Origin of the sequence: Nocardia spumae (assembly GCF_020733635.1) — a bacterium.
GTDB classification, from domain to species: Bacteria; Actinomycetota; Actinomycetes; order Mycobacteriales; family Mycobacteriaceae; genus Nocardia; species Nocardia spumae.
On the sequence record NZ_JAJFZL010000001.1, the window covers coordinates 4900808 to 4920038 of the forward strand.

Consider the following 19231-nt stretch of genomic DNA (forward strand, 5'->3'; position numbering starts at 1 on the left):
GGTAATGTCGTAGTCCGCCGCTAGGCTCAGCGGGTGCGAGCTACAGCAATGTTCACCGTCAAATCCTTCGTCGCCACCGAGGTGCTTCCCGATCCCGATATCCCCACCGCCACGCCGGTCGGAATCGCGCAGTTGGAAAAGCATTTCGAGGGTGAGGCGGTCGGACGGTCGGCCACGCTGTTCACCGCCGCATTCGATCAGCTCACGGGTCAGGGCACCTACGTGGCGATGGAATCGTTCGAGGGATCGCTCAACGGGCTGGCGGGGACCTTCAACTTCGCGCACTCGGCGACCACATCCGGCGCCGATCGCTCGGCGGAATTCTTCACGATCGTGCCGTCGAGCGGCACCGGGGAGCTCAGCGAGATCACCGGAACCGGCGGTATGGCGGTCGACGCCGACGGCACCCATCGGATCTGGTTCGACTACGACCTGGGCTGACCGGCCCACGCGACGCAGCCGGGCCGATACATACCGATTCCGGCCCGCCATGCGCGACAATCGGCGCAGCGGCTCACCGCGCCGACCAGGTGTGGGTGTCCCGCGGATTACGGAGGCTGGCGATGACAACTGGCGATACCGGCGAATTCGACGCGCACGGCGGGCAGATCTTCTGGCGGGCGTGGCTGCCGGAACAGGCGCGAGCGGTCGTGGTGCTGGTGCACGGGGTGGCCGAACACTCCGGACGCTACGACCATGTGGGTAAACGGCTGGCGGACAGCGGTTTCGCGGTCTACGCCTTCGACCACATCGGACACGGGCGTTCCGCGGGCTCGCAGGCGAATATCGAATCGATCGACGCTGCCGCCGACAATGTGAACACCATGCTGGGTATCGCGAGCGCCAAGCACCCGGATCTGCCCCGGTTCGTCCTCGGGCACAGTATGGGCAGCCTGATCACGCTGTACCTGGCGACCCGCGCGCCGCTGGATGTCGCCGGCATCGCGGTCTCGGCGCCTCCGGTGGTGATCGAGGCCGGTAACCCCGTCCAGCGCCTGCTCGCTCCGGCACTGAGCCGCTGGGCCCCGAAACTGGGCGTGCTGCAACTGGATTCGGCGATGATCAGCCGCGATCCCGAAGTGGTTCGCATCTACGATCAGGATCCGCTGGTCTTCCGGGGCAAACTGCCGGCCCGGACCGCCACCGAGATCCTGCGCGGCGCCGAATTCGTCCTCGGCCATCTGGACGCGCTGCGAGTGCCGACGCTGGTCATGCACGGCGGCGCCGACGCTCTGGCCGCGCCCGTGGGCGCCGACCGCATCGAGGCCGGCGCCACCGCGACCGATCTCACGGTGCTCCGCTATCCGGGGCTCTACCACGAGATATTCAACGAACCCGAACAGGACGCCGTCCTCGGCGACCTGCTCGGCTGGTTGGAGGAGCACAGCGGCGCGCAGTAGCATCCGAAGATGAGCAATACCGACCAGGGGCGTATCGCCTTCATCCGGGCCAACTGGCACCGATCGATCGTCACCCAGGCGTACGAGGGCTTCCTGGCCGAGTACGGCGATCTGGGGTATTCGGCCGGCTCGGTCGAGGTCTTCGACGTGCCCGGCGCATTCGAGATTCCGCTGCACGCCCAGCGGCTGGCCCGTACCGGCCGCTACGCCGCGGTGGTCGCCACCGCGCTGGTGGTCGACGGCGGCATCTACCGGCACGATTTCGTGGCCTCGGCGGTGATCGACGGGCTGATGCGAGTCCAGCTCGAGACCGACGTCCCGGTGTTCTCGGTGGTGCTGACCCCGCATCACTTCCACGAGCACAGCGAGCACGTGGACTACTTCACCAAGCATTTCCACACCAAGGGCGCCGAGGCCGCGCGAGCCGCCGCGACCACCCTCAGCTCGCTGCAGACCCTGCCCACCGGCGCGGCCTGATGTCGCCACGGTGCGGCCGGACCGGCGTCCGGCCGCACCCGGGCGCTCACCGGTAGCTGGTCAGGCAGGCGCCCTCACCGTCGAGCACACCGCTGCGGAACGCGTCCAGCCGCTGATAGCCGCTGGGGACGACCTTGCCGTCGACATCGGAGGCCACCAGCCCGTCGGCGAGCAGCCCCGAGACCGCCGCATCCAGATCGCCCGCGGTCAGTCGCGGGTCGCTGGCCGGATCGCTGAGCTTGGTCGTGATGGCACCGGTCAGGCAGGCGGTACGCAGACCGGCCGTCTCCGGACCCGTCAGCGACAGACTCCGATCCTTCTCCACCGCCAGCGCGTAGCGGGAGATGAAGACCGCGTAGGCGTTGTAGTTGCCGTCGACCACCGCGGTCAGCGGCTCCTCGTCACCGGGCTGGGCGCCGGCGCGCTTGGCCAGTTCCGGCACATCGGTGCCGATCTTGTTCATCCACGGGCAGTAGGAAACCGGTTCCACCGCCTGGTTTTTCAGGCACAGCTCGACGATGCCCGAGTAGTCGAACGACGGCGGCTTCGCCAGCGGGTAGAGGCGTCCCAGCGCGGCGGCCACGGCATCGAGACCGTCGATGTCGACCGGCATCTGACTCTCCCGGTCACCCGGTTCGAAGGTGGTCGGCAGACCGCCGCGCCGCTCCTGGATCTCCTTCTTGTTGATGTTCTTGCAGCCCGCGGTGCCGTCGGACCAGCCGATCTGGACCGCGGTGACCCGTTCGAACGCCGAGCCGTGCACATTCTTCGGGTTGTCCGGGTCGTGGTCGCGCACCGCGACCGTCGCGCCCAGGACACCGTTGAGTCCGTCGGTGGTGTTGAGCGTGAAGTGCGCCGATCCCCCCTCGGCGACGTGGCGCAAGAAGACTCCGGCGAAGCAGTCGGCCTGCTGTTCGAGCACGATCCCGGGCGTGAAGAAGCCGTTGAGCCGAGCTTGGTCCTGCAGTGAATGCCCGTACTCGTGCGCGAGCACCATCACCACGGCCATCTTCCCGTACTTGTCCGAGATCAACGGCAGCAATTTGCCGCGGTCCCAGCCGACCGTCTTGTCGATTTTGCAGTACGCCGCGTTGACCACCCGATAGGTACTCGAGCGGCAGAAGGTCACCGACTGTTCCTTGGGGGCGTTGGCATCCCAGGATATGAAATGGTCGACGGGTTTGAAGGCGCCGGGGAAGTCCTTGCCGTATTCCGAGCCCCAGTAGTCCTGCAGATCCGACAGCGTATTGAGCGCCAGCCGATCCATCTCCCCGCCGTCGCCGTTATCGGCGCGCAGAGGCGCGTCGGGCACACCGGGCCGCGGTCCACTCGGGCCCGATCGGTCGGGTGCGGCGCCGCTGAGCGCCCACGGATTCTCGCCGGTGGCCGCAACCTCCTGCGCCACCGGCGTTTTCGCATCGCTGCCACATCCGGCCAGCGCGGCGCCGAGTATCAGCAGCCCCGCCGTCGCGGCCAGCCGCAGCCGCCTGTTGTCACTCATGGAGTCCTCCCCGATTCTGTGTCGGCGCCCGGACCGACGACGGTCAGGATTCCGCACAGCGGCTCCCCCCATCTCCCGAGCGCTCACATCGTAATCGGGCATACCGGCGGATGCGTAACGGTGTGCGATCCATACGTCCGCCACCGCGATCGTGACAGTCACAACGTGGCGAACAGGTCGGATGTTCATCTACTATTTACCTACGTAGGTAGTAGATGCTCAACGGCGAGCAGAGAGGCCGATCCCATGCCCCGCATCCCTCGTATCTCCCTCACCCTTCCCGCGATGGCGGCATTGGCGGCCGCCGGATTGGGTTTCGGCGCAGCTCCCGCCGAAGCCGAGTCCGAGAGCCGGCGACAGGCCGCACAGCCGGCGACGGACTGCCTGTGGGCCGGTACCACCCATCCCACCGGGGCCACGGTGATCGCCGGTGGCCGCGACTACACCTGCGGCGCGGACGGTCTCGGCACACCGATCTGGTCGGCCGGTGCGATATCCCAGCGCGCCGATACCGTGAGCAATCCCGGCTCCGGCGCCGATCCCACCGACCGCTTCAGCCTGGGCGCGCGCCAGCCCGGCACCGACTACAACGACTACTGTGTGGGCAATCAGCTGATCGCGGGCACCGAAGACGTCTATCAGGTAGCGCGCGCGAACGACGGCACCCTGTTCTGGAAGGCCACCGAGCCGATCAGCGCCTGGCAGTTCGATCACGGAAGCGTTGCCCCGCAACCGACCTGGCGCACCGGGAGCCTGTGCTACGAAGGCAATCTGGCCTGAGCCACCGCCGCGTCCTGCTTGCGATGCGGGACGAACTCCAACGTCAGCAGAGCGGCGGCGGTGAACACGATCTCACGCCAGCGGATGAGCACGAATCGCTGATTGCCGAACGAGTTGAACTTGCGCAGGAATCGATACAGCGATTCCAGCTTGATCAACGGATCGAGGGTGCGGGCCAGCACATAGATGGCCTGCTTGGAGCGTGATCGCTCCTTGTCGGCGAACAATTCGGGAAAGGCCGCGAACGCCAGCGAGATTCGATGGACCTCGTGGTCGCGCCCGTAGTCGACGAGGTCGACGATCATCCGCTCGTCCAGGCCGTTGGGGGCGTCCTTGCGCCGCCACGGCACGTCGAGGCTGAGTTCACCGCCGTTGTTGGAGGATCCGTAGCGCTGGAATCCGGCGACCGCGCCCTCGGCGTCCCGGGCCAGTACCACGAGCATGCCCGGATGACGGCCGTCGAGGAGGTGATCGAGAATCATCGAGAAGCCGCGGGTCTGGTGGCCGGTCCCCCACTCGTCGACGATGTCCAGCAGCGTCGCACGGGTTTCCCGGTCCAGTTCGCGTTCCGGAATCACCTCGGTCTTGACGCCGAAATTGCGGGTGCGGCTGACCGCCTGGCGCAGATTGCGGAACTTACGGCCGACCATATCGAAGGAATCGACATCGATGACGACGTCGCGGCCGATAGGAATCGCGTGCAACCCATGATGATCGCCGGCCCTGGTCCGCCACAGTTCGGTGACCGCCGGGCTGGCGCCCAGGACGGCGATGCGCCAGCCGCGACCGGCGGCGAAATCGGAGAATTCCGCGATCAGCGTGCCGAATTCGGCACAGCTACCGACCGGGTCGCCGGCGACCACGGCGATGCCGAAACGCGCCCGGTACCCGATCGCGGCGGTGGAATCGGTGCTGAAGTAGTACGACTTCGCCGAATGCAGGGCGAAGGGAGCCAGCGGATCCTCGACCGTGCGATCGACCAGCGCCGCGATGCGGTGCAGCTGATCGGGCTGCGGACGCGAACCCTGCGGCAACATCAGGATCAGGCCGGTGGAGGCCAGGCAGACGAAGCCGACGGTGGCGTGATCGCTGCGGTAGGCGATATTGGAGACCCCCAGCACGATCACCGCGACGGTGAAATGCGGCAGCGTGATCGGGCGCCGCAGATGCAGACCCCGCGCCACGAACAGTCCCGACAGCGATACCGCCACGAACCAGCCGCGGTTCACACCCTCGCGGGAGGCACGATCGGCCGCGTAGAGCAGCACCACACCCACCAGCACCAGGACCACGATCAGCGGAACCCGCACGGCACGTGTCGGATTCAGCGCGGCATGCCGGTAGGTCCGATAACCGGCGACGGCCGAGTTGAGTTCTGCCATCACGCTCTCCGATCACACGGCACGGTGCGCGCGTCGTCGAACCGGTGGCCGTTGCGCACGTCCACGAACATCCTCACCATGGCGGTCCTTCCGAATGGTCGCGTTCCATCACTGTATGCGGAACGCTGGTTCCAGCTCGGCGGGGCCCCATCAGATGCACCGCGACGACACGGCATTTCGTTCGCGGCACACCCTCGCGCAGACGAACCGGCATCGGTAGCTCCCAATGAATCGGTGCTGATCATCGAGGACACGATCACGACGGCACAGCACACTCCGATATCAACCGATATCGCGCGGCCGCTGTTCCCCGCAACACCATTTCGCTTCCTGCCGCCCCCGCACCGGGCCCCGACCGCCCGCCGATGACGAGCACGCGCCCCGTCGCCGCCGGTCAACGGCGTGACCAGCACCACAGCCGCGATCAGGCATCAGTTCGATAACCGGACCGCGACTCCGGCCCCCGCCGCGGCGGCGGCGATCAGACACCGAACACGCGCTCGACCACGGTTTTCGCGCGGCGAGTGACACGCATGTAGTGGTCGAGGAATTCGCTGCCGTCGTCGGTGGGCCAGCCCGCCACCCGGGCGACGGCCGACAGCAGCGGGCCGGGTCCGGGCAGTTGGTCGGCGGGTTTGCCGCGGACCAGGACCAGTGCGTTGCGGGCCTTGGTGGCGGTCAGCCAGGCGTCGCGCAGCAGTTCGACATCCTCGGCATCGAGCAGCTTGTCGCGTTCGATCACCGCGAGGCATTGCAGCGTGGAGGTGTTGTGCAGATCGGGCACCTCGTGGGCGTGCTGCAGTTGCAGCAGCTGCACGGTCCATTCGATATCGGCCAGACCGCCGCGGCCGAGTTTGGTGTGCGTGGCGGGATTGGCGCCGCGCGGCAGTCTTTCGGAGTCCACACGAGCCTTGATGCGCCGGATCTCGCGCACGGATTCCTCGGAGACCCCGCCCTTCGGGTAGCGGACCGGGTCGACGGAGTGCAGGAATCGCACACCCAGTTCCTGGTCGCCGGCGACCTGGTGCGCCCGCAGCAGCGCCTGGACCTCCCAGGGCTGAGCCCACTGGTGGTAGTAGGCGCGGTAGGCGGCGAGCGTGCGGACCAGGGCTCCGTTGCGGCCTTCCGGGCGCAGGCCGGCGTCGACCTGCAGCGGCGGGTCGGTGCTGGGTGCGCCGAGCAGCCGCTGCACCTGTTCGGCGATGCCGATCGCCCATTTCACGGCCACGGTCTCGTCGGCGCCGGGGCGGGGGTCGCAGACGAACAGGACATCGGCGTCGGAGCCGTAGCCGAGTTCCATCCCGCCGAGCCGCCCCATGCCGATGACCGCGAAGTCCGCGGGTGCGGGGCCGCCGTGCTCGTTCTCCCAGGCGCGGATGACGGCCTGCAGCGCGGCTTCCAGTACGGCCACCCAGACCGAGGACAGTGCCCGGCACACCTGTGGCACCTCCAGCATGCCGAGGACATCGGCGGAGGCGATCCGAGCCAGTTCGTGGCGGCGCAGCGAGCGGGCGGTGGCGATCGCGCGCCGGGGATCCTCGTAGCGGGCGGTGCCGGCGAGGATGCTGATGCGGACGTCCTCGGCCTTCGGGCTGAGCAGCAGCGGCCCGTCGGGTCCGTCGGCGAACATCCGGATCGTCTCCGGCGCGTTGATCAGCAGATCGGGCAGATAGGCCGAGGAGCCGAGCACGATCATCAGCCGCTGGGCGATGGCGCCTTCGTCGCGCAGTTCGCGCAGGAACCAGATCTGATCGTCGAGACCTTCCGACACCCGCCGATAGGCCAGCAGGCCGGCATCGGGATTCGGTGTGTCGCCGAGCCATTCGAGCAGGGTGGGCAGCAGCAGCGCCTGGATGCGGCCTTTGCGGCCGACCTCACCGGTGAGCGCCTTGAGGTGACCGAGCGCGTTCTCGGGCGCGGCGTAGCCCAGCGCGGCGAGCTGGCGCACCGCGGCCTGCGGGCTCAGGCGCAGCGCGGCCGCGTCGAGCCGTGCCACCGATTCCAGCAGCGGGCGGTAGAAGAGTTTGGCGTGCAGCCGCCGCACCCGCAGTGCGTTGCGCTTGATCTCGCTACGCAGGACCCCGACCGCGTCCTGACGGCCGTCGGGCCGCATATGGGCCGCGCGGGCGAGCCAGCGCATGCCCTCCTCGTCGTCGGATGCGGGCAGGGTGTGGGTGCGCTTGAGCCGCTGCAACTGCAGCCGGTGTTCGAGCAGCCGCAGGAATTCGTAGGAGGCGGTGAGGTTGGCGGCATCGTCGCGGCCGACGTAGCCGCGGGCGGCCAGCGCGGTCAGCGCTTCGACGGTGTCCTGCACGTGCAGCGACTCATCGGCCTTGCCGTGCACCAATTGCAGTAGCTGAACCGCGAATTCGACATCGCGGAGGCTGCCGTGGCCGAGTTTCAGTTCACGTTCGCGCAGATCCTCGGGGACGAGGTCCTCGACCCGGCGCCGCATCGCCTGCACGTCGGGAACGAAATCCGGTCGTTCCGAGGCGCTCCAGACCATGGGCATGAGCGCGTCGCTGTACTCGCGGCCGAGCTCCAGATCACCGGTGCAGGGCCGGTTCTTCAGCAGCGCCTGGAACTCCCACGTCCGGGCCCACCGCTTGTAGTAGGTGACGTGCGAGTCCAGGGTGCGCACCAGGGCGCCGGCCTTCCCCTCGGGGCGCAGTGCGGCATCGACATCGAAGAAGGCGTTGCCGGCCACACCCATCATCTCCGCGGCCAGCCGGGTAGCCGTGGTGTCGGCCGGTTCGGCGACGAACACCACATCGACGTCGGAGACGTAATTCAGTTCGCGCGCACCGCATTTGCCCATCGCGACCACGGCCAGCCGGACCGGGACCGGCTCATCGGGGCAGACCCGCGCCACCGCGACCGACAGCGCGGCGGTGAGGGCGGCATCGGCGAGATCGGTGAGATGGCGGCCGACCTGCTGATAGGGCAGCACCGGCTCGTTCTCGACGGTGGCGGCCAGGTCGTGCGCGGCCAGCACCATCAACTGATCGCGGTAGCGTTTGCGCAGCGTGGCGATGACGTCGGGGCCGCTGTGGGCCGCACGGTAGAGCATCGGGGCGGCATTGGGGCCGGTCTCGGCGGTGGCGCCGACGGCGTCGAGCAGGTCGGCGAGGATATCCGGAGCGGCCGGCAGTTCCCGCCGCAGCAACTGCCAGGACGTGGGATCGGCGACCAGATGGTCGGCGAACGCGCTCGACGAACCGATCAGCGCGAACAGTCTGCCGCGCAACGAGATCTCGGTGCGCAGTGCGGAATCCAATGCCGCCCAACCGGATCCGAGCGCCTCACGGAGTCGGACCAGGGTGAGCAGGGCGAGATCCGCGTCCGGCGAACGCGACAATGCCCACAGCAGCGCAACGCTGTCGACATTATCCCAGGCGAGCTCTCGTAACGACGCGGCTGCCGTCGGCTCCAGCAATCCCAGCCGACCGGCACCGGGCACTGCGGGACGTGCAGTCGGTGGCCGGACCATATGCTCAAATTACCCCTGCGAGGGCCGGGTCCGCGCACAACCCCGGATGGGCGCAGCGGGTGGCCCGGCAATGGGACAGGTCTCATAGGTATAGCAAGGCCCGGCCCGGAATGCGGGTTTTCGCCCGTTCCGATGCGAGGCCGTGCGGATCGGCGCGGGACCGGCCGCGGTATCCGAAGCCGGTCTCGCGCAAGCGATCACAGTGTGAGGTACTCCTGCAGCTCCCACTGGGTGACCTGGCTGCGGTAGGTCGCCCATTCGTGGCGCTTGTTGCGGAGGAAGAAGTCGAAGACATGTTCGCCGAGGGTTTCGGCGACCAGTTCCGACCGTTCCATCGCCTTGAGCGCCTCGTCCAGGGTGGAGGGCAGTTCGCGGAAGCCCATCGCCCGGCGTTCCGCGGAGGTCAGCGACCACACGTCGTCCTCGGCCTCCGGAGGCAGCGTGTAGCCCTTCTCGACCCCGCGCAGGCCCGCCGCGAGCAGGACCGCGAAGGACAGGTAGGGGTTGCACGCCGAATCAGGGCTGCGGATCTCGACCCGGCGCGAGGACTGCTTGTTGGGTGTGTACATCGGAACCCGCACCAGCGCGGAGCGATTCGACCGGCCCCAGGAGGCGGCGGTCGGCGCCTCGCCGCCGTGGATGAGCCGCTTGTAGGAGTTCACCCACTGGTTGGTCACCGCGCTGATCTCGTTGGCATGCTCGAGGATGCCGGCGATGAACGCCCGCGCCGTCTCGGACAGGTTGTTCGGATCGTCGGGGTCGGCGAAGGCGTTGTGCTCCCCCTCGAACAGGCTCATATGGGTGTGCATGGCCGATCCGGGATGGTCGGCGAAGGGTTTGGGCATGAACGAGGCCCGTACACCTTCGTCGATGGCCACCTCCTTGATGAGGTAGCGGAAGGTCATCACGTTGTCGGCCATCGACAGCGCGTCGGCGTAGCGCAGATCGATCTCCTGCTGGCCCGGCGCGCCCTCGTGGTGACTGAACTCCACCGAAATGCCCATCGACTCCAGCGCGTCGATGGCGTGACGGCGGAAGTTCGGCGCCTCGTCGTGCACGGCCTGATCGAAGAAGCCACCGTTGTCGGCGGCCACCGGACGGCCGTCCTTGAGTGCCGAGCGGATCAGGAAGAATTCGATCTCCGGATGCACATAGCAACTGAAGCCCAGGTCACCGGCCTTGTTCAACTGCCGCCGCAGCACGTGCCGGGGGTCCGCCCACGAGGGCGAACCGTCCGGCATCGCGATATCGCAGAACATGCGCGCGGAGTGCTGATGGCCCTTGCTGGTGGACCACGGCAACACCTGGAAGGTGGACGGATCGGGCTTGGCGACCATATCGGCCTCCGAGACCCGGGCGAAGCCCTCGATCGCCGATCCGTCGAATCCGATGCCCTCCTCGAAGGCGCCCTCGAGTTCCGCCGGAGCGATCGCGACGGACTTCAGATATCCCAGGACGTCGGTGAACCAGAGTCGCACGAAGCGGATATCCCGCTCCTCGAGCGTCCGCAGCACGAATTCCTTCTGGCGATCCATACGCGCGAGCGTAGGCACCCGCGGTTAAATCCGTGTTACATCGTGCAACAACCGCCGGTCCGCGTGTGTGGCGTCAGCCGCAGGTGAGCCCTTCCGGCGGTGTCGTCAGGTCCGTCAGGTAGGCGAAGACGGCATCGTCCACGCACGGCACACCGCCGGACAGGAACGCGGTGTGGCGGGTTCCCTTGTTCGTGATCAGGGCCGCGCCCAGCTGATGGGCGAGGTCGACGCCGGCCTGATAGGGCGTCGCCGGATCCGCGGTGGTGGAGATGACGACCGTCTTGGGCAACCCCGGCGCGGAGATGTTGTGCGGCGCGCCGCTGTTGGGCACCGGCCAGAACGCGCACATCTCGAGCGGCGCCCGTCCGGTAGCGTGACCGTCGTCGAGGAACGGGGCGACCTTGCGGAATTCGGCGTCCTGCTTATCGGTTTCGGTCCGATCGGTGATGGCCGGATCGTCGACGCAGTGAATGGCCAGGAAGGCATCCTGCGAGTTGTCGTAGCTGCCGTCCTTGCGCCGGCCGTCGTAGAGATCGGCCAGCTGCAGCAGGATATTGCCCTGCCCCTTGGCCAGCTGGGCCAATCCGGCGCTGAGCACATTCCAGCTGTCCTCGGCGTAGAGGGTGTTCTGCACGCCGGTGATCGCGTCGCTGTAGGTCAGGCCGCGCCCATCGCGGGTCTCGGCGGGATGCTCCCACAGCGGGTCGACCAGATCGTGGAAGCGGGCGACCGCCCGGCTCGCCTCCTGACCGAGCGGACAGTCCGGTTTGGCGGTGCAGTCGGCGGCGTAGGCGTCGAACGCCTTCTGGAAACCGGCGGCCTGCTGCACCGACTCCTTCTCGGGATCGGCATCGGGGTCCAGCGCGCCGTCGAGCACCATGGCGCGCACCTTGTCCGGGAACTTCTCGGCGTAGGTGTAGCCGAGCCGGGTGCCGTAGGAGTAGCCGACGTAGCTCAGCTTCGCGTCGCCGAGCACACCGCGGATGATATCCATGTCCTGCACCACCTCTCGGGTGCCGACATGAGCCAGGAATTCGTTCCCGGTCTTCTCGGTGCAGTGCCCGGCGAAGTCCTTGTTCTCCTGCTCGGCGGCCGCGATGCCGGCCGGGGTGTAGTCCTTGGGCGGTTCGGCGCGCTGGTGGTCCCACTGCTGGGCGTCCAGGCATTCGATCAGCGGGGTGGAGGCGCCGACGCCGCGCGGATCGAAGCCGACGCGATCGAAACGCTGGGCGAGCGGAGTGTCCTGGCCCTGCGCGGCCATCCACAGACCCGCCTGCCCCGGCCCGCCCGGGTTGAACAGCAGCGAGCCGATGCGCGGACCGCTGGCCTTGATCCGGGAGACGGCGATCTGCGCGGTATCGCCCTCGGGCTTGTCGTAATCGATCGGGACCGAGATGTGGGTGCACTCGGTGCCGTCGGGGAATGTGGTCGACGGATCACCGAAGCCGTCGCAGCTACCCCACTTCGGGACCTGGGTGTAGTACTTCTGCAGCGCGGCCGCACTCGGCGCCGACGGCTGTGCGGGGTGATTCTTCGACGTCGACGAGCAGGCGGCGGCCACACACATCAGTGCTACCGCGGCTGCGACGCGACCGGATCGCGACAAGGACATGCGCGCCATCCTTCCATCCCCGCCTGTGCACCGTGGCGGTGTCCGCGGCGGCCTCCGTGGTGACGCAGGCCGCCCCCTCCGGCCGCGTCGCTCCCACCGCATGTGACCAATCCCATCCTGTACACGCCTTAGAAGCGCAGGTGCCGCGGTGGCAGACTGGACAGGTCATAGCAACCCGGGGACCCCGTTCGGGCCTCGAGGACAGACGAAAGGGACGACGATGTCCGCTGCTCAGGACAATTCTGCTTCCGACACCCATGCTCCCGCGGAAACCACTGCCTACGGTGCCGCACCGGCGACTTCCCGGAGGAAGACGCGAGTGCACCATCTCCAGCAGTGGAAGGCCGCGGGTGAGAAGTGGGCGATGCTGACCGCCTACGACTACTCCACCGCGAAGCTCTTCGAGGAGGCCGGCATTCCCGTACTGCTGGTCGGCGACTCGGCGGCCAATGTGGTCTACGGCTACGACACCACCGTGCCGATCACCGCCGAGGAGCTCATTCCGCTGGTCCGCGGCGTGGTGCGCGGCGCGCCGCACGCCCTGGTCGTGGCCGATCTGCCGTTCGGCAGCTACGAGGGTTCGCCGGAACAGGCGCTGGCCACCGCCACTCGCTTCATGAAGGAGGGCGGTGCGCACGCGGTGAAACTCGAAGGTGGTGAACGCGTATCCGAGCACATCGCTCGGCTCACCGCTTCCGGTATCCCGGTGGTGGCGCATATCGGCTTCACGCCGCAGAGCGTCAACACCCTGGGCGGATTCCGCGTGCAGGGCCGCGGCGACGGCGCCGAACAGCTCATCGCCGACGCGATCGCGGTGGCCGAGGCCGGGGCGATCGCGGTCGTGATGGAGATGGTGCCGGCCGAACTCGCCGGTCAGGTCACCCACAAGCTGACCATTCCGACCGTCGGCATCGGCGCCGGCAGCGACTGCGATGCCCAGGTGCTGGTCTGGCAGGACATGGCCGGCTACACCAGCGGCAAGACGGCGAAGTTCGTCAAGCGCTTCGGCCGGGTGGGCGACGAATTGCGCTCCGCGGCCGCGACTTACGCGGCGGAAGTGGCGCGCGGGACCTACCCCGGGCCCGAGCACAGCTTCTGAGAACGATCTCGGGTGCGGGCCGAGCACGGCCCGCACCCGAGGCTTTCGTACTGGCCGGCGCCCGAGCCGGTGGGTTAGGTTGAGCGGATGGCTGCGGTGCGAGAACCGGCGAACGCCCCTGTCTCGGTGGCGGCGCAGCCGCTGCAACCTCTGATCGACTGGGCCACAGAGCAACTCGCGGCGCACGGGCACACCGTCACCGGCGCCGAGGAGATGCGGCGGCGGGACTGGACGCTGCTCGCCCGGATCCACACCGGCGCCGGGTCGTTCTGGGCCAAGGCCGGCGCGCGCGCCTTCGCCCACGAGGGGCCGCTATTGCAGATCCTGGATCGACTGGCGCCGGGAATGGCGCCGAAACCCGTTGCGGTACATCGCGACAACGGCTGGATGCTCAGTCCCGACGGCGGCGACACGATGCGCGGCGGAGTTCTCGATCGTGAGATCACCCGCGACAGCGCCGCGCCGCCGCCGCGCCCACCGGAGTGGGACTCGGTGATGCGCTCCTACGCCGGCCTGCAGTATTCGGTGGGGGCGCACGCGGAATCGTTGCGCGCCACCGGAACTCCGGATGTGCCGCCGTCGCGGCTGGTCGACATCTACCGCCGTTTCGCCGACCGGGCCCCCGGCCTCGAGTACGCCATCGCCTCCGCCTCGGACGAGCTCGAACGGTTCGGCCGAATCAGCGTGGAGCACAACGATCTGTATCCCGGCCACGTCTTCCGCGCCGGTGCGACGTTGTTCGACTGGGGCGACTCGGTGATCACCCACCCGTTCCTGTCCGTGCGCACCCACACCGACCCGCGGCGGGCGGTGTACTTCGACGCCTGGCGGACGTTCACCACGATCACCGATCGTGAGATCACGCTGGCGGCACGGCTGGCGCCGCTGACCACCCTGCACTCGTGGCTGACCATCGACACCCGTCCCGGCACCCCGGGCGAACGCTTCGCGCCGTTCGTCGCCGAGATGCTGGCTCGGCTGCGGTCGAACTTCGCGTGAGGGAGGGGGCCGCGCGTTCCGCGGTGGCAGACTCGTAGGTCCACAGCATGACAATCGAATAGATGCCGGAATCGAACAAAGGGAACAGATGTCGCAGAGCCGTTGGATGACTCGCGGAGCGCTCGCCGTCACAGGTGCACTGGCCGTGGCGCTGGTCGCCGGATGCGGCGGCGGAGAGCCGGGATCACCCGAACCCGCGGGGTCGGGCACCAAGGCGACCTCGACGTCCGCACGTCCCGGCGGGTCGGCCGGTGTCACCACCAAGGCCGGCCCGGCGAGCCCGGTCGAGGTCCCCGACCCGGTCGCGAAGAACCTCTGCGACACCATCTCCCCGCAGCTGTCGGACTGGCGGGTGCAGGGTCCCACATTGGGCCGGGTGGCGCTCAACCTCACCGTGCACCAGTGGGCGGCGGAGAACGGCGGGATCAACCTCGCCGTCCTCGGCGACAAGGCCGTGGTGGACCGGATCACCACCAAGAGCTGCTCGGATGTCCGCACACAGGCATTGCAGGCCCTGGAACTGCCCGATCTCGCCTCGGGAATCGCATTCTGATGCGCACCCTGTATCCGCCCCTGGAGCCCCACCGCGACGGCATGCTCGATGTCGGCGACGGGCAGCACATCTATTGGGAGGAGTCGGGAAACCCCGACGGCAAACCGGTGGTGTTCCTGCACGGTGGCCCCGGTGGCGGAACAGATCCGTCGCACCGGCAGTTCTTCGATCCGGCCGCATACCGGATCGTGCTGTTCGATCAGCGCGGCTGCGGCCGTTCGACACCGCACGTGGCCGACGGTGCGAGCCTGGAGGCCAACACCACCTGGCATCTGGTCGCCGATATCGAGCGGCTGCGTACCCACCTCGGTGTCGACCGGTGGCAGGTCTTCGGCGGTTCCTGGGGTTCCACCCTGGCCCTGGCCTATGCCCAGACCCATCCCGACCGCGTCACCGAACTGGTGTTACGCGGGGTGTTCCTGTTGCGGCGCAAGGAGATCGACTGGTACTACAACGGCGCCGCCGGCTTCGTCTACCCGGACGAGTGGGAGAAGTATCTGGCCCCGATCCCGGCCGCCGATCGCGACGGCGATCTGGTGACGGCCTACCACCGGCTGCTGCACTCCCCCGATCCGCGGATCGCGACCGCGGCCGCGGTGGCCTGGTCGAGCTGGGAGGGTGCGACGAGTTCGCTGCTGCCGAAACCGGAGCGGGTCGCCGAATCCGCGCAGCCACGCTTCGCGCTGGCCTTCGCGCGGATCGAGAACCACTACTTCGTGCACGGCGGATTCCTCGACGAGGGACAGCTGCTGCGCGATATCGATCGCATCGCGCACATCCCCGGGGTGATCGTGCAGGGCCGCCACGACATCGTATGCCCGGCGGTCAGCGCATGGGATCTGCATCGGGCATGGCCGGATTCGCGACTGCACCTGGTGCCCGATGCCGGACATGCCGCCGCCGAACCGGGCACCACCCACCACCTCGTCGAGGCCACCGACGAATTCCGAGACCGCCGGTGAACGCCGCGGCCGGCCCCGCCGTCGTCGCCGTGCTCGGCGACGACGTGGACCGGCTGCTGGCCGCCGAGCCGGATGTGCGCGCCGATCGTTACGACTCCGTCCATCAGATGCGGGTCGCCACCCGGCGGCTGCGATCGGTCCTGCGTTCGTATCGAAAGGTGTTCCACCGCGGTGACATAGACGCCCTGCGCGACGAATTACGCTGGCTGGCCGGAGTACTGGGCACCGCCCGCGACGCCGAAGTGCGCGCACAACGGTTCGCGGCGTTGCTGGACGAGTATCCGGATGTCGAACACCATCTGGGGCACCGGCTGGTCGGCGCCGAGCGGGCGGCTTACGCCGACGCCCATCGCATGGTCCTCGACGCGCTGGACGGCGCCCGTTACGCGCGCCTGCGGTCGGAACTGCGGCGGATGCGCACCGATCCGCCGCTGCGCCGTCATATCGCCGAGCGCGACGCACACCGGGTCTTCTTCGCCGCCGTGCGGGCCGACCGCGACCGGCTCGACCGGTTGGTGTGCGCCGAGCCCGATGTCGACGACGCCGATCGGGTGGAAATCCTGCACGAAATCCGCAAGGCCGCCAAACGTTTACGCTACTGCGCCGAGGCGGCCACCGATGTGCTCGACGGTCCGGCGGCCGAGATCGCGCGCCATGCCAAGAGGGTGCAAAGTGTGCTGGGCGATCATCGTGACGCGATCGAGGCGGTCGCCGCCATCGCCACCTATGCCGCGCACGCCCGCACCGCCGATGTCACCGCCTACGAGCAACTCGTCGCCGCGGAGACCGATGCCGCGCGTAAGGCGCTGGATCGTTATCCGGAGACGGTGGCGTTCCTGCGGGACGAGTATCTGCCCTGACCAACGCGGTTACGCCGGCGGATCCGCCGGAAAAGCGAAGCCCACCAGGCGCTTGTCGGGATCGGCGATATCGAGACGCACCCGCACCCGCTGCCCCTCCGGTGGTGATCCGGCGCATTTGGCGATAACCGGTGGATCGGTGATGAAGATCTCGGCGGCGCGGTTGCCGTTGCCCTCACGGATGACCACCGCCTCGAAGACAGCGCCCAAACGCGGTGCCAGAACGGTCGATTCGGCGAGATCGAGGCAGGCGCGCTCGAGTTTGCCACCGACGGCGTCGCTGCGGCGCATCGATTCCGCGGCCGGGCCGAGTCCGTCGCGCACCCACCCGGGTACCGGCGTGCCCGCGCAGCGGGCCAGGCAGATCTCGGTGGTGTAGCGGTCGGCCAGCCGCCGCAGCGGTGCGGTCACGTGCGCGTAGGGTGCGCCGATCCCGCTGTGCTGCAAGACATCCGGATCCTCACCGTCGAGCACGGTGTAGGAGGCGCCGCGTAGCAACCCGGTCGCCTCCGACATCAGCGCCAGGGCTGCGGGGGTGTTGGGATCCAGTCCCGCGAGCATGCGGCCGACGACCATGCCGGTGGGCCACCGCACGCCGAGCGCGGCGGCGGTGCGCCGCATCGCCGCGATGGCCGAGGCGGGCGGCGCCGGCATCGTGCGCAACAGTCCGATCCGTCCGTCGGAGCCGGTGTCGTCGAGCATGATTCGCGCGGCGCAGATGCCGGTGAGCAGCGAGACCTGCTCGTTCCAGTCATCGGCCTCGGTGCGCGGCTCGATCACCAGCTGCCAGTGCTCGGTGCGGCGATTGTGGCCGTCGGGGATCACCGTCTGGGCGGGCAGGCGCAATTCGATCGCACCGCGCGCCAGGCCCGCCTCGATGCGCAGGCGGCCGAAGTCCGGCAGTGCGGCGATCGAGGGGTGCAGCCGGTCGGCGTCGGCATCGGCCTGGACACCGGGATAGTCCAGTCGGGCGCGGGAGCGGACCAGCGCACGCCGGACCGCGTAGCGCAGGGGCTCGGCCCGATCGTCACATTCGATGGTCCACAGTGCGGCGGGACGATTCCGGCCGGGCAGCAGACTGGCCGACCCTTCCGAGAGCACCGGCGGATGCAGCGGCACGGTGCCGTCGGGGAGATAGAAGCTCTGTCCCCGAGCGAGGGATTCCCGCGCCAGCGCCCCATCGGGCGAGACCATCGCGCCGACATCGGCGATGGCGTAGTGAAGCAGGAATCCGGTCGGGGTGCGTTCGAGATACAGCGCCTGGTCCAGGTCCAGCGCGCCGGGCGGGTCGATCGTCACGAACGGGATATCGGTGCGATCGGCCCGGACGCCCGCGAACGCATCCGATGCGTCGCGGGCCTCCGAGACCGCCTCGGACGGGTAGTCCGAGGCGAGTCCGAATTCGGATCGCACGACACCGAAATCGACCGGCGCCGAGGCGATCCTGGAATGCGGTTCCACGCGGGGCGCGCAGCCCTACTTGAGCGCCAGCATGGTGCCGTTCAGTTGATCGAACGGTCCGTACACGGTGAAAACGACCCGGCCGTCGGGGTACTGCGACGACAGCGTCGCCGCGGAGTCGAGAGCCTGACCGAACGAGGCGGCCGACGGATGCGGCAGCACCGCGAGCGTCTGACCGAAGTGACTCTGATGCACCCACTGGGTGTCACCCGGGCTGAGGTCGACCTGTACACCACCCGGCAGTGGCGTCACCGCGACCGCGGACGCCGAACCGGCACCCAGCACCGCCAAACCCGACACGGCCGCGGCGATCGCCGCACCGGCCGCCAACTTGCGAACTGCTCGCATATATACAGAACCTGCTTTCCGACACTCGTAGCACCCGTTGCCGCTGCCACCCCCGGCAGCGACACTTCCAACGGCCAACACTGTATGACGTCGGTCACGGTTGCGGCCACTCCGGGGCGGGTCGTCGCCACAGACACGCCGTCGGCGGCGGATTACGCCCGATTTGCCGGTGATGCGCCGCACACCACGTCCCGTCCGCCGACCTCGCGCACCATCGGGGCCTGCGATTTCCCCTCCGCCTCCGCGCGCACCGCACAATGCGCGCGACCGGCGACGACGCCCGGCAGCGTGGGCGGACACCACGGCGCCGACCCGCCGGGCCGGCCCGGCCACACCCCTCCGGAGCGATTGCCGACCCATAGCGATCTGGTATGGATTGCCCAATTCGGGCAGATGTCCAGGTCATCTCCCCACGGCCGGGAAACCGCCGGTCGCGTCCGTTTTCCGCTGCCCCTGCAACGGCCCGGGGTCGCTGTTAATGTGACCGGGTGGTGGGCCCGGCGCTCCCTCGCGCCGACGCCACCGAACTCGAACGACTCCCGGGTCGCATCCGCGCGATCAGAGAGTCCGCGCGGTAACGAGAGTTCGCCCTACGACGAGAATCGTCGCGTACACAGTTCATCGAGTATCAAAGGAGTTCCACACCGAATGTCGTCCATCGTCTACGACTACCTGCTGCCTCTCATCGGTCCCGAGCAGGCGACCTACTGGGCCCAGATCCTGGTCGTCAATCCGGCCGGCTGAGTTCGCGCGATCGCATCCGTCAGGCCAC

General features: G+C 68.4%; 16 protein-coding genes. 9 read left to right on the top strand and 7 right to left on the bottom strand.

Features of this window, described 5'->3' with window-relative positions:
- The first annotated feature begins 33 nt into the window (after positions 1-33).
- The 3 genes from LKD76_RS21925 (at position 34) to LKD76_RS21935 (ending at position 1877) form a co-directional block, all read left to right on the top strand.
- Positions 34-441, top strand: coding sequence for a DUF3224 domain-containing protein (locus tag LKD76_RS21925; RefSeq protein WP_227983277.1), 408 nt, complete (start codon positions 34-36; stop codon positions 439-441).
- A gap of 122 nt (positions 442-563) precedes the next feature.
- The gene (locus LKD76_RS21930) at positions 564-1400 is read left to right on the top strand and encodes an alpha/beta hydrolase (RefSeq protein ID WP_227983278.1); all 837 of its coding nucleotides are present in this window, start codon (positions 564-566) and stop codon (positions 1398-1400) included.
- Positions 1401-1409: 9 nt separating this feature from the next.
- Positions 1410-1877 carry a 6,7-dimethyl-8-ribityllumazine synthase gene (locus tag LKD76_RS21935; protein ID WP_227983279.1) on the top strand — a complete coding sequence of 156 codons (468 nt, stop codon included), beginning with the start codon at positions 1410-1412 and terminating at the stop codon, positions 1875-1877.
- A gap of 46 nt (positions 1878-1923) precedes the next feature.
- On the opposite strand, the gene LKD76_RS21940 is transcribed toward LKD76_RS21935, so the two are convergent.
- Positions 1924-3378 carry a neutral zinc metallopeptidase gene (locus LKD76_RS21940; protein WP_227983280.1) on the bottom strand — a complete coding sequence of 485 codons (1455 nt, stop codon included), beginning with the start codon at positions 3376-3378 and terminating at the stop codon, positions 1924-1926.
- A 285-nt stretch (positions 3379-3663) separates the two neighbouring features.
- Between LKD76_RS21940 and LKD76_RS21945 the strand changes: the two genes are divergently transcribed.
- Positions 3664-4158, top strand: coding sequence for a hypothetical protein (locus LKD76_RS21945; protein WP_227983281.1), 495 nt, complete (start codon positions 3664-3666; stop codon positions 4156-4158).
- Here LKD76_RS21945 and LKD76_RS21950 read toward each other — a convergent pair.
- From LKD76_RS21950 to LKD76_RS21965, 4 genes are all read right to left on the bottom strand, one after another.
- Entirely contained in the window at positions 4137-5540 is a 1404-nt protein-coding gene (locus tag LKD76_RS21950; protein ID WP_227983282.1) for a bifunctional lysylphosphatidylglycerol flippase/synthetase MprF, read from the bottom strand. The two genes, LKD76_RS21945 and LKD76_RS21950, sit on opposite strands and share 22 nt — an antisense overlap.
- Positions 5541-6021: 481 nt before the next feature.
- Positions 6022-9030, bottom strand: coding sequence for a bifunctional [glutamine synthetase] adenylyltransferase/[glutamine synthetase]-adenylyl-L-tyrosine phosphorylase (locus LKD76_RS21955; protein WP_227983283.1), 3009 nt, complete (start codon positions 9028-9030; stop codon positions 6022-6024).
- 197 nt (positions 9031-9227) lie between these two features.
- Positions 9228-10565, bottom strand: a complete 1338-nt coding sequence (glnA, locus tag LKD76_RS21960) for a type I glutamate--ammonia ligase (RefSeq protein WP_227983284.1) — start codon at positions 10563-10565, stop codon at positions 9228-9230.
- Positions 10566-10638: 73 nt separating this feature from the next.
- Complete coding sequence (locus LKD76_RS21965) at positions 10639-12177, bottom strand: alpha/beta hydrolase (RefSeq protein WP_227983285.1); 1539 nt, start codon at positions 12175-12177, stop codon at positions 10639-10641.
- A 220-nt stretch (positions 12178-12397) separates the two neighbouring features.
- Between LKD76_RS21965 and panB the strand changes: the two genes are divergently transcribed.
- From panB to LKD76_RS21990, 5 genes are all read left to right on the top strand, one after another.
- Positions 12398-13276: a 3-methyl-2-oxobutanoate hydroxymethyltransferase gene (panB, locus tag LKD76_RS21970; protein ID WP_227983286.1), complete on the top strand. Its 879-nt coding sequence runs from the start codon at positions 12398-12400 to the stop codon at positions 13274-13276.
- Positions 13277-13363: 87 nt separating this feature from the next.
- Positions 13364-14275, top strand: coding sequence for a hypothetical protein (locus LKD76_RS21975; RefSeq protein ID WP_227983287.1), 912 nt, complete (start codon positions 13364-13366; stop codon positions 14273-14275).
- Between the two features lie 106 nt (positions 14276-14381).
- Positions 14382-14828: a hypothetical protein gene (locus LKD76_RS21980; protein WP_227983288.1), complete on the top strand. Its 447-nt coding sequence runs from the start codon at positions 14382-14384 to the stop codon at positions 14826-14828.
- Entirely contained in the window at positions 14828-15790 is a 963-nt protein-coding gene (pip, locus tag LKD76_RS21985) for a prolyl aminopeptidase (RefSeq protein WP_227983289.1), read from the top strand. Before LKD76_RS21980 ends, pip begins: the two co-directional genes overlap by 1 nt.
- Positions 15787-16650: a CHAD domain-containing protein gene (locus LKD76_RS21990; RefSeq protein ID WP_227983290.1), complete on the top strand. Its 864-nt coding sequence runs from the start codon at positions 15787-15789 to the stop codon at positions 16648-16650. Before pip ends, LKD76_RS21990 begins: the two co-directional genes overlap by 4 nt.
- A gap of 9 nt (positions 16651-16659) precedes the next feature.
- Here the strand turns inward: LKD76_RS21990 and LKD76_RS21995 are convergent, their stop codons facing one another.
- Together LKD76_RS21995 and LKD76_RS22000 are read right to left on the bottom strand one after the other, a co-directional pair.
- Positions 16660-18111: an RNB domain-containing ribonuclease gene (locus tag LKD76_RS21995; RefSeq protein WP_227983291.1), complete on the bottom strand. Its 1452-nt coding sequence runs from the start codon at positions 18109-18111 to the stop codon at positions 16660-16662.
- Positions 18112-18126: 15 nt separating this feature from the next.
- On the bottom strand, positions 18127-18459 hold the full coding sequence (locus LKD76_RS22000; protein WP_227983292.1) for a hypothetical protein: 333 nt from the start codon (positions 18457-18459) through the stop codon (positions 18127-18129).
- Positions 18460-19231: the final 772 nt, after the last annotated feature.